The organism is Streptomyces bambusae, assembly GCF_020532645.1.
Taxonomy (GTDB): Bacteria; Actinomycetota; Actinomycetes; order Streptomycetales; family Streptomycetaceae; genus Streptomyces; species Streptomyces bambusae.
Genome location: NZ_JAJAUZ010000027.1, coordinates 25,833 through 45,279, shown reverse-complemented (window position 1 = coordinate 45,279; position 19,447 = coordinate 25,833). Strand labels below are relative to the sequence as shown.

At 73.8% G+C, this 19,447-nt stretch carries 20 protein-coding genes; 5 read left to right on the top strand and 15 right to left on the bottom strand.

The genetic code is table 11. The features are described from left to right. The first annotated feature begins 140 nt into the window (after window positions 1-140). Together LG634_RS19865 and LG634_RS19860 are read left to right on the top strand one after the other, a co-directional pair. On the top strand, window positions 141-932 hold the full coding sequence (locus tag LG634_RS19865) for a DUF8842 C-terminal domain-containing protein (RefSeq protein WP_504967650.1): 792 nt from the start codon (window positions 141-143) through the stop codon (window positions 930-932). A gap of 238 nt (window positions 933-1,170) precedes the next feature. Further along, window positions 1,171-1,662, top strand: coding sequence for a hypothetical protein (locus LG634_RS19860; RefSeq protein ID WP_226735227.1), 492 nt, complete (start codon window positions 1,171-1,173; stop codon window positions 1,660-1,662). An 18-nt stretch (window positions 1,663-1,680) separates the two neighbouring features. Here LG634_RS19860 and der read toward each other — a convergent pair whose 3' ends face one another. From der to LG634_RS19835, 5 genes are all read right to left on the bottom strand, one after another. Beyond that, window positions 1,681-3,132: a ribosome biogenesis GTPase Der gene (gene der / locus LG634_RS19855; protein WP_226735226.1), complete on the bottom strand. Its 1,452-nt coding sequence runs from the start codon at window positions 3,130-3,132 to the stop codon at window positions 1,681-1,683. A 96-nt stretch (window positions 3,133-3,228) separates the two neighbouring features. Continuing rightward, window positions 3,229-3,816, bottom strand: coding sequence for a lysophospholipid acyltransferase family protein (locus tag LG634_RS19850; protein ID WP_226735270.1), 588 nt, complete (start codon window positions 3,814-3,816; stop codon window positions 3,229-3,231). A 56-nt stretch (window positions 3,817-3,872) separates the two neighbouring features. Beyond that, window positions 3,873-4,556, bottom strand: a complete 684-nt coding sequence (cmk, locus tag LG634_RS19845) for a (d)CMP kinase (RefSeq protein ID WP_226735225.1) — start codon at window positions 4,554-4,556, stop codon at window positions 3,873-3,875. A gap of 71 nt (window positions 4,557-4,627) precedes the next feature. Beyond that, the gene (locus tag LG634_RS19840; protein ID WP_226735224.1) at window positions 4,628-5,716 is read right to left on the bottom strand and encodes a prephenate dehydrogenase; all 1,089 of its coding nucleotides are present in this window, start codon (window positions 5,714-5,716) and stop codon (window positions 4,628-4,630) included. Window positions 5,717-6,017: 301 nt separating this feature from the next. Continuing rightward, the gene (locus tag LG634_RS19835; RefSeq protein WP_226735223.1) at window positions 6,018-6,488 is read right to left on the bottom strand and encodes a YidB family protein; all 471 of its coding nucleotides are present in this window, start codon (window positions 6,486-6,488) and stop codon (window positions 6,018-6,020) included. Between the two features lie 115 nt (window positions 6,489-6,603). Here LG634_RS19835 and LG634_RS19830 point away from each other — a divergent pair, with 115 nt between their 5' ends. The 3 genes from LG634_RS19830 (at window position 6,604) to LG634_RS19820 (ending at window position 8,231) form a co-directional block, all read left to right on the top strand. After that, window positions 6,604-6,948 carry a DUF952 domain-containing protein gene (locus tag LG634_RS19830; protein WP_226735222.1) on the top strand — a complete coding sequence of 115 codons (345 nt, stop codon included), beginning with the start codon at window positions 6,604-6,606 and terminating at the stop codon, window positions 6,946-6,948. An 88-nt stretch (window positions 6,949-7,036) separates the two neighbouring features. Then, on the top strand, window positions 7,037-7,492 hold the full coding sequence (locus tag LG634_RS19825; protein ID WP_226735221.1) for a QcrA and Rieske domain-containing protein: 456 nt from the start codon (window positions 7,037-7,039) through the stop codon (window positions 7,490-7,492). Window positions 7,493-7,502: 10 nt separating this feature from the next. Then, window positions 7,503-8,231: a nucleotidyltransferase domain-containing protein gene (locus LG634_RS19820; RefSeq protein WP_226735220.1), complete on the top strand. Its 729-nt coding sequence runs from the start codon at window positions 7,503-7,505 to the stop codon at window positions 8,229-8,231. A gap of 28 nt (window positions 8,232-8,259) precedes the next feature. Here LG634_RS19820 and LG634_RS19815 read toward each other — a convergent pair whose 3' ends face one another. The 10 genes from LG634_RS19815 to LG634_RS19770 form a co-directional block, all read right to left on the bottom strand. Then, window positions 8,260-9,273 carry an ADP-ribosylglycohydrolase family protein gene (locus tag LG634_RS19815; protein WP_226735219.1) on the bottom strand — a complete coding sequence of 338 codons (1,014 nt, stop codon included), beginning with the start codon at window positions 9,271-9,273 and terminating at the stop codon, window positions 8,260-8,262. After that, the gene (locus tag LG634_RS19810; protein WP_372482462.1) at window positions 9,270-10,013 is read right to left on the bottom strand and encodes an NUDIX domain-containing protein; all 744 of its coding nucleotides are present in this window, start codon (window positions 10,011-10,013) and stop codon (window positions 9,270-9,272) included. The genes LG634_RS19815 and LG634_RS19810 overlap by 4 nt, the downstream gene beginning before the upstream one ends. Before the next feature lie 157 nt (window positions 10,014-10,170). Continuing rightward, on the bottom strand, window positions 10,171-11,310 hold the full coding sequence (locus LG634_RS19805) for a pseudouridine synthase (RefSeq protein ID WP_226735217.1): 1,140 nt from the start codon (window positions 11,308-11,310) through the stop codon (window positions 10,171-10,173). Beyond that, window positions 11,310-11,930 carry an SMC-Scp complex subunit ScpB gene (gene scpB, locus LG634_RS19800; RefSeq protein WP_226735216.1) on the bottom strand — a complete coding sequence of 207 codons (621 nt, stop codon included), beginning with the start codon at window positions 11,928-11,930 and terminating at the stop codon, window positions 11,310-11,312. Before scpB ends, LG634_RS19805 begins: the two co-directional genes overlap by 1 nt. Continuing rightward, window positions 11,927-13,009: a segregation and condensation protein A gene (locus tag LG634_RS19795; protein ID WP_226735215.1), complete on the bottom strand. Its 1,083-nt coding sequence runs from the start codon at window positions 13,007-13,009 to the stop codon at window positions 11,927-11,929. The genes scpB and LG634_RS19795 overlap by 4 nt, the downstream gene beginning before the upstream one ends. A 61-nt stretch (window positions 13,010-13,070) precedes the next feature. Beyond that, entirely contained in the window at window positions 13,071-13,628 is a 558-nt protein-coding gene (locus LG634_RS19790; RefSeq protein ID WP_226735214.1) for a hypothetical protein, read from the bottom strand. After that, window positions 13,613-14,773 carry a ParA family protein gene (locus LG634_RS19785; protein WP_226735213.1) on the bottom strand — a complete coding sequence of 387 codons (1,161 nt, stop codon included), beginning with the start codon at window positions 14,771-14,773 and terminating at the stop codon, window positions 13,613-13,615. Before LG634_RS19785 ends, LG634_RS19790 begins: the two co-directional genes overlap by 16 nt. A 337-nt stretch (window positions 14,774-15,110) precedes the next feature. Beyond that, the gene (gene ald / locus LG634_RS19780) at window positions 15,111-16,226 is read right to left on the bottom strand and encodes an alanine dehydrogenase (RefSeq protein ID WP_226735212.1); all 1,116 of its coding nucleotides are present in this window, start codon (window positions 16,224-16,226) and stop codon (window positions 15,111-15,113) included. Between the two features lie 150 nt (window positions 16,227-16,376). Further along, a complete protein-coding gene (locus LG634_RS19775) occupies window positions 16,377-18,404 on the bottom strand; it encodes a tetratricopeptide repeat protein (RefSeq protein WP_226735211.1) in 2,028 nt (675 codons plus the stop codon). 400 nt (window positions 18,405-18,804) lie between these two features. Beyond that, entirely contained in the window at window positions 18,805-19,422 is a 618-nt protein-coding gene (locus LG634_RS19770; protein WP_226735210.1) for an NUDIX domain-containing protein, read from the bottom strand. Window positions 19,423-19,447 lie beyond the last annotated feature (25 nt).

Here is a 19,447-nt window from a genome sequence, read left to right as displayed (position 1 = left end):
GGACGTGACCCGGCCGGGTGCGGCGGGCGCGCGCTGCAACTGCCCACAAAAGGGGCGTGACCCCGGCCGCGGCTCCCCCGTTGAGCCCCGCAGAGCCGGGAACGGCCCGGCCCACGCACGCCTAGTCCGAGGAGTCCCCCGTGTCGCGCATGCTCGACGTCAGCCCTGACGTACGCGCCGAGATCGGCGACGAAGAAGCCGAGCTGCTGCTCTCCGGCGAGACCGCGCCGGGCAGCTACGACTGCACCTCCTGCCGCACCCCGGGCGACTCCGAACGGGAGCCGACCAGCACCGTGCTGTTCGTCGGCGACGAGACCGCCGTCCTGGCCTTCGCCCACGCCAAGTGCATCCCCTCCCAGGTGGTGGCGGTCTCCGAGGACCAGCTGCAGGGCGCCGTCGCCAGCATCACCGGCGAGGCCCCCGCGGTGGCCGCGGCCACCGCCCCCGAGCCGGCCCGCGGCCAGGCCGTGCTGGGGATCACCAGCGGTCTGATGCTGATCGAGGGAGAGCTGCACCCGGCGCTTGTCGTCGAGCCGACCACGGCGATCTCCCGGCCGGGCAGCGACGGCCCGGGCGACGACTTCCTGCCGCTGCTGATCGAGCAGGGCTTCATCCCGGTGTCCGACATGGCGGAGGTGCCCTCCGTGCTGTCCGGCTGGTCGGTGCTGCTGGCGATGGGCCAGCTCCACGCGGTGCTGCAGCCGGGCGCCGCCGGCAGCAACCCGGTGGCCTGGTGGCAGGCCCACCAGGCGCTGCCGGTCACCGACGGCTGGCGGGCGGCCGTCAACCGCACCCAGAAGGTGCTGGTGTACGCGGCCCCGGCGGGCGCCATCGGCCAGCAGCCGCGCGAGGACCTGCTCCGCGACGCCCTCGACAAGGCGGCCGCCAACGGCCTGCTGGTGGCCGCCGCGATGCCCCTCGCGGGCACCTGACCGGGTCCGGGCGTTCGCGCCCGGCCGTGCTCGGCGCACGCCGGGGGGTACCGGAGGACGTCCGGACACCCCCGGCGATCTGCGTTTTCGCCCCGCCCGCCCGCATCCGTCGGGCGGGCGTTTCGTTGGCAGGTACGTGCACCCATACGACGCTCCGCTCCCGCAGCCGTACCCGAGCCCGTTCCCGGGCCAGCTCCCTTCCGCGCGCCCCGCGCACGAGCGGGGGACGCACGCCGCCGTGTCGCAGACGCCGATCTTCGACGAGCTGTACGCGGAGTACATGCACGCGTTCCGGGCGCTGCCCGGCGACCGGTCGGGCGAGGAGAATCTCGGCTTCACCGCCTTCGGCCCGTCGTACGGGAGCCGGCTCGGCAGCACGTACCCGAGCACGGCCGGCGGCACGTACGGCGGCTCGTACGGGAGCACGGTCGGCAGCTCGTACGCCGGCTCCGGGTGGAGCGGCCCCGGCCCGGACACGGGCACGTACACCGGTACGGGCACCTGGCCGACCGGCAGCTGGCAGCCGACCGGTTCGTGGGGCGGGCCGGACCCGTGGCCGGACCCGCCGGGCGGCGGCGGTCCGTCGTACGCGGCGCTGCCGGCCCGGGTGACGCCGGTGCCGCCGGCCGGGTACGGGGCGACCGCCGGGGCATACGCGAGCGGGCGGCCGCACCACACCGGGACGCACGTCCCGGCGGCGCTGCCGCCCGCTCCCCGGCGGGCCTTCTGAGCCCGCCGGACGTTTCCGCTACTTCTTCCTGTTGCGCTTCTCGCGCACCCGCACCGAGATGTGCAGCGGGGTGCCTTCGAAGCCGAACTCCTCGCGCAGGCGGCGCTCGATGAAGCGGCGGTAGCCGTGCTCAAGGAAGCCGGACGCGAACAGCACGAACCGCGGCGGCTTGGTGCCGGCCTGGGTGCCGAAGAGGATGCGCGGCTGCTTGCCGCCCCGGATCGGGTGCGGGTGGGCGGCGACGATCTCACCGAGGAACGAGTTGAGGCGGCCGGTGGGGACGCGGGTCTCCCAGCCGGCGAGGGCGGTCTCGATGGCCGGGACCAGCTTGTCCATGTGGCGGCCGGTCAGCGCGGAGACGTTGACCCGGGGCGCCCACGCGACCTGCTGCATCTCGGTCTCGATCTCGCGCTCGAGGTAGTAGCGGCGCTCCTCGTCGAGCTCGTCCCACTTGTTGTAGGCGATCACGATGGCGCGGCCGGCCTCGACGGCCATCGTGATGATCCGCTGGTCCTGGACGCTGATGTTCTCGGTGGTGTCGATCAGGATGACCGCGACCTCCGCCTTCTCGACGGCGGCGGCCGTGCGCAGCGAGGCGTAGTAGTCGGAGCCGGTCTGGAGGTGGACCTTCTTGCGGATGCCCGCGGTGTCCACGAACTTCCAGGTGACGCCGCCGAGCTCGATCAGCTCGTCGACCGGGTCGCGGGTGGTGCCGGCCAGCTCGTTGACGACGACCCGCTCCTCCTTCGCGACCTTGTTGAGGAGCGAGGACTTGCCGACGTTGGGGCGGCCGATGAGGGCGATGCGGCGGGGGCCGCCGACCGGGGCGCCGCCGAAGGTCTGCGCGGGGGCGTCCGGCAGCACCTCCAGGACGGCGTCGAGCATGTCGCCGGTGCCGCGGCCGTGCAGCGAGGAGACCGGGTACGGCATGCCCAGGCCCAGCGACCAGAGGGCGGCGGCGTCGGCCTCGCCGCTCTGGCCGTCGACCTTGTTGGCGCACAGCACGACGGGCTTGCCGGCCCGGCGCAGCAGCTTGACGACGGCCTCGTCGGTGTCGGTGGCGCCGACCTTGGCGTCGACGACGAAGATGCACGCGTCGGCGGCCTCGATGGCGTACTCGGCCTGGGCGGCGACGGACGCGTCGAGGCCGAGGACGTCCTGCTCCCAGCCGCCGGTGTCGACGACCTTGAAGCGGCGGCCGGCCCATTCGGCCTCGTAGGTGACGCGGTCGCGCGTGACGCCCGGCTTGTCCTCGACGACGGCCTCGCGGCGGCCGATGATGCGGTTCACCAGGGTCGACTTGCCGACGTTCGGGCGGCCGACGACGGCGAGGACCGGCAGCGGGCCGTGGCCGGCCTCACCGATCGCGTCCTCGACGTCCTCCAGGTCGAAACCCTCTTCCGCCGCGAGCTCCATGAACTCCGCGTACTCGGCGTCGCCAAGCGCTCCGTGGTCGTGCTGGTCGTTCATGAAGTCCGTTCCTCGTCGTTCGTGGTGATCGGTGGGGTCCGCCTGCCGGCTCCGTCCCGGAGGGGAGGCGGGTCCACTACTCGTTCTCAGTCTCGCCTAGCGCCCGGTGAGGCGCTTGGCGTGGTCCAGGTGGGCGGTGAGCCGCTGCTGGATGCGTACGGTGGCCTCGTCGAGGGCCGTACGGGTGCGCCGCCCCTCTCCGTCCCCGGCAGCGAAGGCGTCGCCGAAGACGACGTCCACGCGGCTCTGGAACGGCGGCAGGGCCTTGACCAGCCGGCCCCGGCGCTCGGCACTGCCGAGGACCGCGACGGGCACGATCGGTGCGCCGGAGCGTACGGCGAAGTACGCGAGCCCCCCGCGCAGCGCGGCGAAGTCGCCCTCGCCCCGGGTGCCCTCCGGGAAGATCCCGAGGACGCCGCCGTCGGCGAGGACGGACAGGGCCTGCGTGACCGCGGCCCGGTCGGTGCCGGAGCGGTCCACGGGCACCTGCCCGATGCCCTTCAGGAAGGGGTCGAGCGGCCCGGTGAACGCTTCCTTCTTGATCAGGAAGTGCACGGGCCGCGGTGCGGTGCCCATCAGCATCGGGCCGTCGATGTTGTGGGAGTGGTTCACGGCGAGGATGACCGGCCCGGCGGCCGGCACCTTCCAGGCCCCGAGCACCCGGGGGCGCCAGAGACCGTACATCAGGCCGATGCCGATGCGCCGTCCGACCGCCGCCCCCTTCGGGGAGGGCGTTTCGCTCACTTGGCGGCCCGCTTCTCCTCAACCAGGGTGACGACGCACTCGATGACCTGGTCAAGCGTCAGCTCGGTGGTGTCCACCTCGACCGCGTCGGCGGCCTTGGCCAGCGGCGAGGTCTTGCGGCCGGAGTCGGCTGCGTCCCGCTTGATCAGGGCCTCCTTGGTGGCGGCGAGGTCGGCCGCCTCCTTGCCCTTCAGCTCGCCGCTGCGGCGGGCCGCGCGGGCCTCCGCGGAGGCGGTGAGGAAGATCTTCAGGTCGGCGTCGGGCAGGACGGTGGTGCCGATGTCCCGGCCCTCGACCACGATGCCGCCCTCGGCGCCGGCGGCGATGCTCCGCTGCAGCTCGGTGATGAGGGTGCGGACCTCCGGCACGGCGCTGACGGCGCTGACGCGGGAGGTGACCTCCTGGGTGCGGATCGGGCCGGAGGCGTCCAGTCCGTCCACGGTGATGGTGGGCGCGTTGGGGTCGGTGCCCGAGACGATGGCCGGCTTGCCGGCCGCGGTGGCGACGGCGTGCTGGTCCTCGACGTCCACCCCGTTGGACAGCATCCACCAGGTGATCGCCCGGTACTGGGCGCCGGTGTCCAGGTAGCGCAGGCCCAGCTTGGCCGCGACGGCCTTGGAGGTGCTGGACTTGCCCGTGCCGGAGGGGCCGTCGATGGCGACGATCACGGCGGTTTCCACGGTGGTGGGCCCTTCTGATTGCGCGGCGGGTACGGGCGCGCGAAAAACGCCCCTCTCCCAGTTTACCGGGCCTACTGCGGGCGCAGCGCCCAGCCGCGGTCGCGCAGCTCGGCTGTCAGCGCCGGCACGGCCTTCGGCTCGACCATCAGCTGGACCAGGCCGGCCTGCTGGCCGGTGGCGTGCTCGATGCGGACGTCCTCGATGTTGACGCCGGCCTGGCCGGCGTCGGCGAAGATCCGGGCCAGCTCGCCCGGGCGGTCGCTGATCAGCACGGCGACGGTCTCGTACACGGCGGGGGCGGCGCCGTGCTTGCCGGGGACCCGGCCGCGGCCGGCGTTGCCGCGCCGCAGGACGTCCTCGATGCCCTCGGCGCCGCCCTTGCGGCGGGACTCCTCGCCGGACTGGAGGGCGCGCAGGGCCTGGACCGTCTCGTCGAGGTCGGCGGCGATGCCGGAGAGGACGTCGGCGACCGGGCCGGGGTTGGCGGACAGGATGTCGAGCCACATCCGCGGGTCGGAGGCGGCGATCCGGGTGACGTCGCGGATGCCCTGGCCGCACAGCCGTACCGCGGTCTCGTCGGCGTCGCCGAGGCGGGCGGCGACCATGGAGGAGACCAGCTGCGGGGTGTGGGAGACGAGGGCGACGGCCCGGTCGTGGGCGTCGGCCTCCATGACGACGGGCACCGCGCGGCAGTACGCGATCAGCTCCAGGGCCAGGTTGAGGACCTCGGTGTCGGTGTCGCGGGTGGGCGTGAGGACCCACGGGCGGCCCTCGAAGAGGTCGGCGCTGGCGGCCAGCGGGCCGGAGCGCTCCTTGCCTGCCATGGGGTGGGTGCCGATGTAGCCGCTGAGGTCGACGCCGAGGGCCGCCAGCTCGCGCATCGGGCCGCCCTTGACGCTGGCGACGTCGATGTAGGCGCGGGCCGCGCCGCGGCCGATGACGTCGGCGAGGGTGGCGGCGACGTGTGCCGGGGGCACGGCGACGATCGCGAGGTCCACCGGTCCGTCGGGCGCCTGGTCGGTGCCGGCGCCGAGGGCGGCGGCGGTGTGCGCCTGTGCCGGGTCGTGGTCGACCAGATGGACGGTGACCCCCCGCCCGGACAGCGCAAGCGCCGCGGAGGTACCGATCAGCCCGGTTCCGATGACTACGGCGGTTCGCACGCTCTGCTCCTACCTACCCGACAACTGCACCCACCCCACCCTAGCCACCCCGACACGCCCACCGAACCGCCCCCCGGGGGCGCGGGGAACTGCCCCCCGGCCCACACCGCCCGCACCCGACCACGAACCCAGGGCACCCCCAGGGGCGCGGGGAACTGCGCGCCCAACTCACACCGCCCCGCACCCGACCACGATCCCAAGGCCCCCCAGGGGCGCGGGGAACTGCGCGATCAGCCCCCGACGGCCGTCACCCGACGACGAGACCGGACACCCCCGCACCCACACCCCCGCACACCCCGCCTCACAGGTTCTGCTGCCGGATCAGCTCCTCCAGCGATCCGCCCGGCAACTGCCCCGACGGGCTGAGCTTGTCGACGACGGCCGGCAGCTGCGCAGCGATCTCATCGGCAGCCGCCTCGGGGCTGACGCCGGATTCCCGCGCCGCCTGCTCCAGCGCCGCATCCGGCAGCGCCTCCTTGATCTGCGCACCGCTGACCGGCTGGTTCTCCCCGGTCCCGACCCAGGACTGCGCCTGATCGGCCAGCCCGGACTTCGTCAGCATCTCCAGCAGCCCGCCGAGCGGATTGCCGCCCGCCCCGCCGCCGCCCCCGCCCATCAGGCCGGACAGCAGCGCCCCGAGGACGTTCCCGCCACCCCCCGCCGCGCCGCCCGCCCCACCACCACCGCCGCCGCCGCCGAGGAGCCCGCCGAGCAGGGAGCCGAGGTCGTTGCCCGCCATGGTGCCGCCTTTCGCAGAGGAAGCGCCGGACACCTCGGCCCAAGACCGGCACCGGGCCCGGCGACAAGACACGCACAATCTCTCCCGTACCACCGCAACCCGCCACCCACCGCACCCGATCGTGGCACCCTGCGGTAGAACCGGGCGCATGATCTTCCACCTCGTCCCGCTGGCCGACTGGGCCGCCGCCGCGCCGGACCTGCCGTACGCCCCGCCCTCCCTCGACGCGGAGGGCTTCGTGCACTGCTCGGCGGACCGGCCGACGGTCCTGGAGGTCGCGGACCGCCACTACCGCGCGGTGCCCGGCCCGCTGCTCGCCGTGGAGCTCGACGAGCGCGCGCTGACCTCGGAGGTACGCCGTGAGGGTGACGGCGGCGCCCGCTACCCGCACGTGTACGGGCCGCTGGACCGGGCGGCCGTCGCCCGCGTCTGGGAGGTCGTACGCGGCGCCGACGGTTCCGCCGCGGACCTGGCGCCGTGGCCTTCGGCCTGAGCCGCGCCGGTCCCCCTGCTTCTCAACCGCCCCGCGGCACGCCAGGATGCTGCCGCTGCGTTCCACCCGTACCACCGAGGAGAACACCATGGGAGACAACCTTCCGCTCCGGCGCACGGTCCTGGCTGCCGGTGCGGCCGCCGCCGGCGTCGCGCTCACCGGCTGCGGCGAGGAGAAGAGCACGGACACCGGCGCGGACAAGGTCACCGACCGCGCCTCCGGCAAGGCCCCGGGGAGCGCACCGACCGCGGGCGACGACGCCGTCCTGGCGACCGCCGCGGACGTGCCGGTGGGCGGCGGCACCGTCATCACGGCGGAGAAGGTGGTGGTCACCCAGCCCGCCGCGGGCAAGTTCAAGGCCTTCTCGGCCGTCTGCACCCACCAGGGCTGCCTGGTGAACAAGGTGGCGAACGGCACCATCGACTGCCCCTGCCACGGCAGCAAGTTCAGCGCGGAGGACGGTTCGGTCACGACGGGGCCCGCCACCAAGCCGCTGGAGGAGAAGGAGATCACCGTGACGGACGGGAAGATCAGTCTGTCGTAGCCTTCGGCCCATGCAGCCGACACCCGGCCCCCGGGCCCGCACCGCCATACCCGCCGCCCTCACCGACGAGGCCCTGGTACGGGACCACACCGTCTACGCGTGCGTGATGGGGTCGCGCGCCTTCGGCCTGGCCACCGAGGACAGCGACACCGACCGGCGCGGTGTGTACGTGGCGCCGACCCCTCTGTTCTGGCGGTTCGACAAGCCTCCGACGCACGTCGACGGGCCGCTGGAGGAGCAGTTCTCCTGGGAGCTGGAACGCTTTTGCGAGCTGGCCCTGCGGGCGAACCCGAACATCCTGGAGTGCCTGCACTCCCCGCTCGTGACGGAGCTGACCCCGGTGGGCGAGGAACTCCTCGCCCTCCGGGGCGCGTTCCTGTCCCGCCGGGCGCACGCCACCTTCACCGGGTACGCCGACAGCCAGCGCCGCAAGCTGGCGGCGGACGTCCGCGTCCACGGCGCGCCCCGCTGGAAGCATGCGATGCACCTGATCCGCCTGCTGGCGAGCTGCCGCGACCTGCTGCGCACCGGCGAGCTGGACATCTCCGTCGGCGCGGACCGGGAGCGGCTGCTGGCCGTCAAGCGCGGCGAGGCCGGCTGGCCCGAGGTCGAGGCGTGGATGGACCGGCTGGCCGCCGAGGCCGCGGCGGCCCTCCCCGGCAGCCCGCTCCCGGAGGAGGCCGACCGGGCCCGGGTGGAGGACTTCCTGGTCCGTACCCGCCGCGCCTCGGCGGTCTGACGGGACACCGGCTGCCCAGGGCCGGTCCCTACGCGTCCCAGAGCGCCCCGAACGCCATCAGCTCGCTGCGGTGCTCGATCCGCTGCACCCATTCCTGCGGCCAGGCCGCCGCGCCGAGGTGGGCCCCGGCGAAGGCGCCCGCGAGGCAGGCGAGGGAGTCGGAGTCGCCGGCGGTGCAGGCGGCCCGGCGCAGGGCGAGCAGCGGCTCCTCGGGGAAGAGCAGGAAGCAGTGCAGGGCGGTGGCGAGGGCCTCCTCGGCGATCCAGCCCTCGCCGGTCGCCAGGCACGGGTCGAGTTCCGGCGCGGGTGCCCGCAGGGCCTTGGCGACCCGGTCGAGGGCGTCCAGGCAGTCGTCCCAGCCGCGGGTGATGTACGACTGCGCGGAGGGGTCCTGCGCGTACTGCCACAGGTCGCCCAGCCACCGCTCGTGGTACGTGGTGCGGTGTTCGAGGGCGTACGAGCGCAGCCGGCCGACGAGTCCGGTGGGCTCGGTGCCCTCGGCGAGCAGGTGGACGGCGTGCGCGGTCAGGTCGGAGGCGGCCAGGGCGGTGGGGTGGCCGTGGGTGAGCGCGGCCTGGAGCTGCGCGGCGCCGGCCCGCTCCTCCGGCGTGAGTCCGGGGACGAGGCCCAGCGGGGCCACCCGCATGTTCGCGCCGCAGCCCTTCGAACCGGTCTGGCTGGCCTGCTGCCAGGGCCGGTCGGAGTCGAGCAGCATGCAGGCGGTCATGCAGGTGCGGCCGGGCGCCCGGTTGTTCTCGGGCGAGTGGTACCAGTCGACGAATTCCTCGCGGACCGGCCGGGCCAGCCGCAGCGGGCCGATCCGCCCCCGCTCCTGTGCGGTGCGCAGGCCCCGGGCGAGGGCCAGGGTCATCTGGGTGTCGTCGGTGATGAACGCGGGCGCCGGCAGCTCCATCGTGCGCCAGGGCCCGCACTTGGCGAGGATCGACGGCACGTCGTTGAACTCGGTGGGAAAGCCGAGGGCGTCCCCGAGGGCCAGCCCGAGCAGCGATCCGGTCGCGGCACCTTTGGCGGTACGGGTCATCGTGCGGTTCCTTCCGGGCGGGGGCGGAGCAGGGGCGGGGCGAGGGTGCCGGCCGGGCCGGGCCGGTAGAGGGCGGCGGGCTTGCCACGGCCGCCGGTGAGCCGGGCCGCCCCGGGCACGGCCTCGACGAAGCCGGGCGTGGCGAGCACCTTGCGGCGGAAGTTGGCCGGGTCGAGTTCGGCGCCCCACACCGTCTCGTAGACCTGCCGCAGCTCGCCGAGAGTGAACTCGGGCGGGCAGAAGGCGGTGGCGAGGCAGGTGTACTCCAGCTTGGCGCCGACCCGCTCGCGGGCGTCCGCGAGGATCCGCTCGTGGTCGAAGGCGAGCGGCACCGGCGGCCCGGGCTCGCCCGCCGGCAGCCAGCGGGCGTCCGCGGCGTCGCCGCCGCCGTGCGGCTCGGGCAGGTCGGGCACGAGGGCGGTGAAGGCCACCGACACCACCCGCATCCGCGGGTCGCGGTCCGGCTCGCTGTACGTGCGCAGCTGCTCCAGGTGCAGGGCGGCGACCAGGTCGGGGGCGAGCCCGGTCTCCTCGGCGAGTTCGCGCCGCGCGGCGGTCTCGGCGGACTCCCGCGGCAGGACGAACCCGCCGGGTAGCGCCCAGTCCCCGGCGTACGGCTCCTGGCCGCGCCGGATCAGCAGGGTGTGCAGCACACCGCTCCGGACGGTGAAGACCGCCAGGTCGACGGTGACGGCGAACGGCGTGAAGGCGTGCGGGTCGTACCCGGGCTGCACGGCGATCCCCCTCCCTTAATAGTCACTCTGACTATAAAGGGAGCGAGGGGTCCCCCACAAGGCCCCCGCCATCCGGTGTCCGACCCTGGGCCCGCGGCCCCCGGCCCCCGGAAACGCGAAATGCCCGCGGCGCCGGGCGCCGCGGGCATTTCCCTCCAGGTCCTTACAGCCCGACCTGCTTCATCAGCATGCCGACCTCGGTGTTGGTCAGGCGGCGCAGCCAGCCCGACTTCTGGTCGCCCAGCTCGATCGGGCCGAACGCGGTCCGCACCAGCTTCTCGACCGGGAACCCGGCCTCGGACAGCATCCGGCGGACGATGTGCTTGCGGCCCTCGTGCAGGGTCACCTCGACCAGGTAGTTCTTGCCGACCTGGTCGACGACCCGGAAGTGGTCGGCCTTCGCGTACCCGTCCTCCAGCTGGATGCCGGAGGTCAGGCGCTTGCCCACCTCGCGCGGCAGCGGGCCGGTGATGGCCGCGAGGTACGTCTTGGTGACGCCGTACTTCGGGTGGGTGAGGCGGTGGGCCAGCTCGCCGTGGTTGGTGAGCAGGATGATGCCCTCGGTCTCGGTGTCGAGCCGGCCGACGTGGAAGAGGCGGGTCTCCCGGTTGGTGACGTAGTCGCCGAGGCACTGGCGGCCGTCGGGGTCCTCCATGGTGGAGACGACGCCGGCCGGCTTGTTCAGCGCGAAGAACAGGTACGACTGGGTGGCGACGGTCAGGCCGTCCACCTTGATCTCGTCCCTCTCGGGGCGGACGCGCATGCCCTGCTCGACCACGATCTTGCCGTTGACCTCGACCCGGGCCTGCTCGATCAGCTCTTCGCAGGCGCGGCGCGAGCCCATGCCGGCGCGGGCGAGCACCTTCTGCAGCCGCTCGCCCTCCTGCTCGGCGCCGGGGAAGGTCTTCGGGGTCTTGATCTCGGGCTTGTTCGCGTACCGCTCGCGGTTGCGCTCCTCGATCCGGGCGTCGTACTCGCGCGGCCGGGACTGGCCGCCACGGCCGCCGCCCTGACCGCCGCGCCCGCCCTGGCCGCCACGGCCGCCCTGACCGCCCTGCGGGGCCTTGGGGCCGCCCTTGGCGCCACCGCGGGCCGCGGAGCCGCGGGCGCCGCCGCCGGAGCGGGAGGCGCCGCTGCGCTCGCCCTCGGGACCCACGTCGTAGCGGCGCTCCTCGGGACGGGGCCGGCGCGGGCGGGCCTGGCCCTGGCCGCCCTGCTTGTCGTCGCGCGAGTTGCCGGCGCCGCGGTGGTTACCGCGCCCGCCGCTGTTGCCGCTGTTCCTGTTGCCGCCGCTGCTTCGCATCAAATGTCCGTCGTCTTGTCGTCTACGTCTGTGTCCGGTGCGTCCGGGTCGAACGACGGGACACCTTCCTGCGTCTCGGCTTCGATCGCGTCCGCCTCCGGGAGGAAGGGCGCGAGCTCCGGGAGCTCGTCCAGGCCGTGCAGGCCCATCCGCTCCAGAAAGTAGTTCGTCGTCCTGTACAGGATCGCACCTGTTTCGGGTTCCGTCCCCGCCTCGGTCACCAGACCCCGCTGGAGGAGGGTCCTCATGACCCCGTCACAGTTGACCCCGCGGACCGCGGAGACCCGCGACCGGCTCACCGGCTGGCGGTACGCGACCACCGCCAGGGTCTCCAGCGCGGCCTGCGTCAGCCGGGCCTGCTGGCCGTCGAGCACGAAGGCCTCGACGGCCGGCGCGTACGCGGCGCGGGTGTAGAACCGCCAGCCGCCGGCCACCGGCCGCAGCTCGAAGCCGCGGCCCGCGGCGGCGTACTCGCCGGCCAGCTCGCGCAGCGCACCGGCGACCTCGCGGCGGGTGCGGCCGAGCACCTTGGCGAGGTGCTCCTCGCCGGCCGGCTCGTCCACGACCATGAGGACGGCCTCCAGTGCGGGCTTCAGGTCGAGCTCCCCGACCTCGCTCATGCGTCCTCCTCCTCGGCCGCGGCCTTGTCGAACTCGTCGGTGACCAGCGGTTCGCCGCCGTCGCCACCGGTCCAGCGGACCAGGAGGGCGCCGAGGGCCTCCTCCTGGTCGAGGCCGACGGCCCGTTCCCGGTACAGCTCCAGCAGGGCCAGGAAGCGGGCCACCACGGTCAGGGTGTCCGGGGCGTCGCCGACCAGTTCCGCGAAGCCCACCGGTCCGGCGGCCCCGCGCAGCATCCGTACGACGACCTGCGCCTGCTCCTGGACGCTCACCAGGGGTGCGTGGATGTGGTCCACGTAGACCTGCGGTTCCGCCCGGGGCTGCATGGCCCGCACGGCCAGCCGGGCGAGCCCTTCGGCGCCGATGCTGATCACCACCTCGGGCAGGAGCTCGGCGTGGTGGGCCTCCAGGCCGACGGTACGGGGGTACCGGCGGCCCTCGTCGTCCAGCCGGTCCTGGAAGATGTCCGCGATCCGCTTGTACGCCCGGTACTGGAGCAGCCGGGCGAACAGCAGGTCGCGGGCCTCCAGCAGGGCGAGGTCGGCCTCGTCCTCGACCTCGGCGGTCGGCAGCAGCCGGGCCGCCTTGAGGTCGAGCAGGGTGGCCGCGACCACCAGGAACTCGGTGGTCTGGTCGAGGTCCCAGTCGGCGCCCATGGCCCGGATGTGGGCCATGAACTCGTCGGTGACCCGGTGCAGGGCGACCACGGTCACGTCCATCTTGTGCCGCGAGATCAGCTGCAGCAGCAGGTCGAACGGCCCCTCGAAGTTCGCGAGCCGCACGGTGAACCGCCCACCCCCGTCCGCCTCGGCCCCGGACCCGACTTCGGCCGGCTCCACCTCGGCCGGCTCCGTCCCGGGGTCCGGATGCTGCGGGGGCGAATCCAAGCCCCGCCGGCGATTGAGGCGCGGGGGTCCGGGGGCGGAGTCCCCGAGGCTGTTCGGCCCCGCCGGCGACGGAGGCGCGGGGTCCGGGCCGGGCCCGGTGCCGGCGGCACGGCTCCCCGCCGCCGCAGACGCACCCGGGCCACGCCCCAGAGGGCGGCGCGGGACGCGGGCAGGCTCGTCGGTGGAGGGCATGGCGATCCAGGGTGCGGGTGGTGCGGGGGCGGGGGCGGCGCGCCCCGGTCAGGCGGGCAGGCTACCGGCCGCGCAGACGGCGGACCAGGATGCTGGCCTCGCCGCGCGACTCCAGGTCCGCCAGGACCACCGCGACCGCCTCGCGGACGATCCGCCCGCGGTCCACGGCGAGCCCGTGCTCCCCGCGCAGGACCAGGCGCGCGTGCTCCAGGTCCATCAGCTCCTCGGCGGAGACGTACACGGTGATCTTCTCGTCGTGCCGCTCGCGCCCGCTGGGGCGGCGGTTGGCACCCCGCCCCTTGCCGCGGCGCCCGCCGGCCGCCGGCGCCGGGGAACCCGCCGCCGCGGCCGCCGCACCGCTGCCAGAACCTTCCTGCGGCCTCCTGGGGCCGCTGACGAGCGGTACCGCTCCCGCGGCCGCCCCGACGCCCTCCGGCGCCTCCTCGGGGCCGCGTACGCGCCCCTCGGCCGCCGGGCCGCCGTCCGGGCCCGCCGCGGTGTGCTCCGCCGTGCCGGGGTCCTCGGGACCGGACCGGCGCGGCGAGGAGGACTGCAGTGCCGTTCCTCCGGTGGTGCGGAACAGTTCGTCGGCTCCGGGCAGACTCACTCGGCGTGACACCGGGCGAGCACCTCCCTGGCGAGCTGGCGATACGCGGCGGCGCCGACGGAGTTCGAGGCGTACGTCGTGATCGGCTCGCCGGCGACGGTGGTCTCCGGGAAGCGCACCGTCCGGCCGATGACCGTGTGGTAGACGTGGTCGTCGAAGGCCTCGACGACGCGCGCCAGCACCTCGCGGCTGTGCACCGTACGGGAGTCGTACATCGTGGCGAGGATGCCGTCGAGCTCCAGCTCCGGGTTCAGCCGCTCCTGGACCTTCTCGATGGTCTCGGTCAGCAGGGCCACACCGCGCAGCGCGAAGAACTCGCATTCCAGCGGCACGATGACCTTGTGAGCCGCCGTCAGGGCGTTCACGGTCAGCAGGCCGAGGGAAGGCTGACAGTCGATCACGATGTAGTCGTAGTCGGACATCAGGGGCTTCAGGGCCCGCTGCAGCGTCGACTCGCGCGCGACCTCGCTCACCAACTGCACTTCCGCAGCGGAGAGGTCGATGTTGCTCGGCAGCAGGTCCATGTTGGGGACCGCGGTCTTGAGCAGCACCTCGTCGGCCGACATGCCCCGCTCCATGAGCAGGTTGTAGACCGTCAGGTCGAGTTCCATCGGGTTGACCCCGAGGCCGACCGACAGGGCTCCCTGCGGGTCGAAGTCGACGAGCAGCACCCGCCGCCCGTACTCCGCGAGGGCCGCACCCAGGTTGATGGTCGACGTGGTCTTGCCGACGCCGCCCTTCTGGTTGCACATCGCGATGATCTTCGCCGGACCGTGGTCGGTCAGCGGACCCGGGATCGGGAAGTACGGCAGCGGCCGTCCGGTCGGGCCGATGCGCTCACGGCGCTGGCGGGCAGCGTCGGGCGCGAGGGTGGCCGCGTACTCGGGGTCGGGCTCGTACTCGGCGTCGGGGTCGTAGAAGTGCCCCTCGGGCACCTCGTCGTAGTCGGCGAAACCGGTGGGCTCTCGGCCGCTCAGGTCGCCGGCCATGGAGTTCACGTCTAGGCCGTCCATGCTCTTTTGGGGCGTCGTCATGTGCTGGTGGTTTGCGAAGGTGCGGACTGCGACGGAGCCGACAGCTTCGAGCCCGGCAGGGCCCTGGCCCCGCGCAGCAGTTCCTGCTTGACCACCCCCAGGAGCAAATGTCGACTCATTCACAAGTCGTCTTACCTCCTCGGACGTGACCAGGACACTTATCGATAGGTCAGCGTGGCACCATGCCGACGGTTGGCGACTCTATGGCGTGTCACCGGTCCGCAGCAACACAATCGGCCGGACGCGGCACGATGTGTCGGCAACCGAACACCACTCTGTCAAGGGCGTACGGGCCGTCGCTGTGAAGTTTCGCGGGTGTGCGAAACGGTTAAAGGGTTACGTTCGAGGCGAGTTGAAGCCCGCCGGGGGCGCGCCCGGAAACACCTCCGGCCGGACCTTGCGGGCAAGGTCCGGCCGGATGCGTGAGATTGACGTCAATCGTTGACGTGCCTCAGCCGACTCAGCCGAGGAGGCTGCTCAGCTCGAGGGTTTCGAGACCGTGGGCCTCGGCGACCGGGCCGTAAACGACCTGGCCGTCATGGGTGTTGAGGCCCAGGGCGAGCGCCGGGTCACGGCGCAGCGCCTCGACCCAGCCGTTGTTCGCGAGCGACACGATGTAGGGCAGCGTGGCGTTCGTGAGGGCGTAGGTGGAGGTGTTCGGAACCGCGCCCGGCATGTTGGCGACGCAGTAGAAGACCGAGTTGTGGACCTGGAAGGTCGGCTCGGCGTGGGTGGTCGGACGAGAGTCCTCGAAGCAGCCGCCCTGGTCGATGGCAATGTCGACAAGGACACTTCCGGGCTTCATCCGGGAGACGAGCTCGTTGGTGACCAGCTTCGGGGCCTTCGCACCCGGGATCAGCACAGCGCCGATGACGAGGTCGGCCTCCAGGACCGCCTTCTCCAGCTCGAAGGCGTTGGAGACGATCGTCTGGATCTTCGTGCCGAAGATCTTGTCGGCCTCGCGGAGCTTGTTGATGTCGCGGTCGAGCAGGGTCACGTGGAAGCCCATGCCGATGGCGATCTGCGCGGCGTTCCAGCCGGAGACGCCGCCGCCGATGACGACGGCCTTGGCGGCCTGGGTGCCCGGGACGCCGCCGGGGAGGATGCCGCGGCCGCCGGCCGAGCGCATCAGGTGGTACGCGCCGACCTGCGGGGCGAGGCGGCCCGCGACCTCGGACATCGGGGCGAGCAGCGGGAGCGCGCGGTTGGCGAGCTCGACCGTCTCGTACGCGATGGCGGTGGTGCCGGACTCCAGGAGGGCGTCCGTGCACTCGCGGGAGGCCGCCAGGTGCAGGTAGGTGAAGAGGGTCTGGTCCTTGCGGAGGCGGTGGTACTCCTCCGCGATCGGCTCCTTGACCTTCAGCAGCAGGTCGGCCGTGGCCCAGACCTCGTCGGCGGTGCCGAGGATCTCCGCACCGGCGGCGACGTACTCGGCGTCCGTGATCGAAGAGCCGACGCCGGCGTTCTGCTCGACGAAGACCTGGTGGCCGTTGCGGACGAGCTCGTGCACGCCGGCGGGGGTGATGGCCACCCGGAACTCGTTGTTCTTGACCTCGCGGGGGATACCGACCTTCACGTCGATCACGGTCCTTGGCTCAGGGGAGGAAACGGGGCAATGCCATGCATACCCATTGCAGCAGCGCGCAGCGGGATGCACCACGGGATGACGTGGTGGAGCCAGTCTAATGAAGGATTTCGAGCTGTCTAGCCTTACAAAGCAAATATCTCAGCGTGAACCACTACGGATTTCGCAGGCCACAGGGGGCTCCTCGGTGTCGTCGAGAAGCCGGGCGGCCGTACCGCGGTGCAGCCGGGCCGCGGCGGGGTCGCCGAGCCGGTCGAGCGTGTCCGCCAGCCGCAGCTGCAGAGCCGCCTGCAGCCGCAGGTCGCCCGCCTGCCGGGCCAGCTCGACGGCGGCGCGGCAGGTGTGCAGCGACTCCTCGGGCCGGCCGGCGTACTCCTGCACGCGGGCCATCTCGCTCAACGCCCGTGCGTGCGAGGGGACATCGGCGAGCTTCCGGTAGCCTGCCGCGGCCGCGCGCCAGCTGCGCAGCGCCTCGCCGTAGCGTCCCGCGTACGTGTGTACCGAGCCGAGCCGTCCGTACAGGCGTGCCTCGTCCGCGCGCTCGCCGCGGGCCAGGCACTGGGACAGGGCGCGCCCGTACCAGTCGGCGGCCCGGTGCCAGTCCCCCAGCTCCTGGTGCACGCCCCCTACGGATTCCATCGCGCGGCCGGTCGCGTAGTGGTCGCCGGCGGACCGGCCGGCGTCGAGGGCGGCCCGGTAGCGGACCAGGGCGTCGGCGGTGCGGCCGGTCTCGGCGTCGAGGTCGCCGAGGTTGAGCAGGGCGGCGGCCCGCTCGCGGTGCAGGCCGTGCCGGTCGGCCACGTCGAGGACCAGGCGGTGCAGTCCGTACAGCTCGGGGGCGGCGGCCTCGGTCCCGCGGTGCGCGGCCAGGGCCCGCACCAGGGCGGCGACCAGCCGGCGGGCCAGGGTGTCCAGCTCCCCGTCGGCGACGGCGAGGGAGGCGGCGGCGGTCAGGGCGGGCAGCCGGCTGTCGAGCCAGGCCGCGGCGGCCCGGCGGTCCGGGAAGCGGAGGGCGCGGGGCAGGGCGGCGGCGGGCTCGGGGGTCAGGGCGAGGGCGTCGTGCTCCCCGGCGCCGTCCTCGGCCGTCATCCGGCACGACTTCAGCAGCCGTACGGTGCGCTCCAGCATCCGGGCCCGGGCCAGTTGCACCTCGGCGGGGCGCTCCTTGGCCTCCAGCTGCTCGCGGAGCAGCGGGACGAGGCAGCCGGGCAGCAGGTACTGGCGGTCGTCGGCGGGCCGGAGCAGGCCGAGGCCGGCGAAGTCGGCCAGGGTGGCCCGGGCGGTGGACAGGGAGCAGCCGGCGAGGGCGGAGGCGGTCTGCGCGTCGACGACGCCGGCGGGGGCGAGGAGGAGCAGGCGCAGGGTGCGCTGGGCGGCGGGGGGCAGGGATTCGTGGACGAAGCGGAACGCGCGGGCGACCGGGCCGCCGTCGGTGCTGCCCTCGTTGAAGCCGTAGAGCTGCTTGACGACGTCGGCGAGGGCGGCCTCGGGGTGGCCGGCGAGCCAGCCGCCGATCAGGACGAGGGCGGCGGGCAGGCCTCCGCACTCCTCGGCGAGGGCGTCGGCGGCGCGCGGGTCGACGGTGACGCGGACGGCGCCGATGCGCTGGACGAGCAGTTCCAGGGCGGCCGGGGTGTCCAGTCCGCCGAGGGTGCAGGGGCGGACGTCGGGGATGCCGGTGAGGGGGCCCTCGCCGGTGACGACGGCCAGGCAGCCGGGGTCGTCGGCGAGCAGCGGGTCGACCTGCTGGGCGTCGGCGGCGGCGTCGAGGAGCATCAGGATGCGGCGGCCGGCGAGGGCTTCGCGCAGGGCGGCGGTCAGTTCGTCCTCGCCGGCGCCGGGCGGGGTGGGCAGGCCGAGGGCTTCGAGCAGGGTGCGGGCGGTGGCGGCGGTGGGGACGCGGTCGCCGGCGGGGGTGGTGAGGCGGGCCCGGAGCACACCGTCGGGGTAGTCGGCGGCGATCCGGCGGACGAACTCCTCGGCGAGTGCGGTGCGGCCGGAGCCGGGGCGGCCGGCGACGAGGAGCACGCGGGCGCGGGGGGCCTTGCGGCCGGTGAGGGTGTCGAGTCCGGTACGGGCGATGTCCTCGCGGAGTTCCTTGAGTTCCCGCCGGCGGCCGAAGAATCCGGCCGGGTCGCTTCTGTCGCCGTGCACCGCGTCGTCCGTCACGGACCGCTCCTCTCCCTCCCGGTGGCGTCCGGGAGCCCGAGCGTAATTCACACAGAGCGACGCACCCGCCCACCCACGACCGACAAATCCCCCAATCGGATCACCATCTCGTCACAGCAATCCCTCCAGCCCCGCCCGGCGGGCAGCCGTCCCGGAAACCCCCGGCCCCGCGGGTCCGGGCGAAGCCCGGGAGCCGGGGCCGCCACCCCCGGCCCCTCCGGCGCATGAGTCCCCGCGGGGCGAAATCCAGCCCCGCCGGCGTTTGAGGCGCGGGTCCGGGCAGAGCCCGGGAACCGGCACCGCCACCCCCAGCCCCGCCGGCGTTTGAAGCGCGGGGTGCGGGGCGGAGCCCCGGGGCGTTGAGCCCCGCCGGCGGCCGCGGCGCGGGGACCCCGCGGGGTCAGGATTCGTACGGGCGGGCCGGCCAGGGGGCCTCGGCGGGCCGGAGGGCGGTGAGGCCGGGGTCGGCGGCAAGGGCGAGCACGCCCGCGACGAGACCGACGTTGTGCAGCTCGCCCGACAGCACGCCCCGGACGAGATCCGGCAGCGGAACGCGCGCGAACTCCATGTCCGCCTCCTCCTCGGCAACCGCGAACCGTTCCCCGTCCGCCTCCGCGAGGTCCCGCGCCAGGAACACCCGGATCGCCTCGTCGGACCCGCCCGGGGTGGCGTACAGATCGACCAGCACCCGCCAGTCCCCCGCCTTGACGTGCGCCTCCTCGTACAGCTCGCGCTGCGCCGCGTGCAGCGGGTTCTCGCCGGGGACGTCCAGCAGCCCGGCCGGCAGCTCCCACAGCTTGTGCCGCACGGGGTGCCGGTACTGCCGCAGCACGAGCACCCGCCCCTCCTCGTCGAGGGCGAGCACGCACACCGAGCCGGGGTGCACCTGGTAGTCGCGGCGGGCCACCGAGCCGTCCGGCATGACCACGTCATCCGTGTTCACGGCGGTTTTCTTGCCCCGGAACGGGGTCTCGCTCGCCACGACCCGCCAGGACTCCGGTACATCCCTGATCTCCACTTGAACCGACCCTCCGACAACGCGA

Coding starts and splice junctions, on each gene's coding strand:
- der (WP_226735226.1), bottom strand. CDS start 3,132: ATGAACGACCAGCACGACCACGGAGCGCTTGGCGACGCCGAGTACGCG.
- LG634_RS19850 (WP_226735270.1), bottom strand. CDS start 3,816: ATGTACGGTCTCTGGCGCCCCCGGGTGCTCGGGGCCTGGAAGGTGCCG.
- LG634_RS19830 (WP_226735222.1), top strand. CDS start 6,604: ATGATCTTCCACCTCGTCCCGCTGGCCGACTGGGCCGCCGCCGCGCCG.
- LG634_RS19825 (WP_226735221.1), top strand. CDS start 7,037: ATGGGAGACAACCTTCCGCTCCGGCGCACGGTCCTGGCTGCCGGTGCG.
- LG634_RS19820 (WP_226735220.1), top strand. CDS start 7,503: ATGCAGCCGACACCCGGCCCCCGGGCCCGCACCGCCATACCCGCCGCC.
- LG634_RS19815 (WP_226735219.1), bottom strand. CDS start 9,273: ATGACCCGTACCGCCAAAGGTGCCGCGACCGGATCGCTGCTCGGGCTG.
- LG634_RS19805 (WP_226735217.1), bottom strand. CDS start 11,310: ATGCGAAGCAGCGGCGGCAACAGGAACAGCGGCAACAGCGGCGGGCGC.
- scpB (WP_226735216.1), bottom strand. CDS start 11,930: ATGAGCGAGGTCGGGGAGCTCGACCTGAAGCCCGCACTGGAGGCCGTC.
- LG634_RS19795 (WP_226735215.1), bottom strand. CDS start 13,009: ATGCCCTCCACCGACGAGCCTGCCCGCGTCCCGCGCCGCCCTCTGGGG.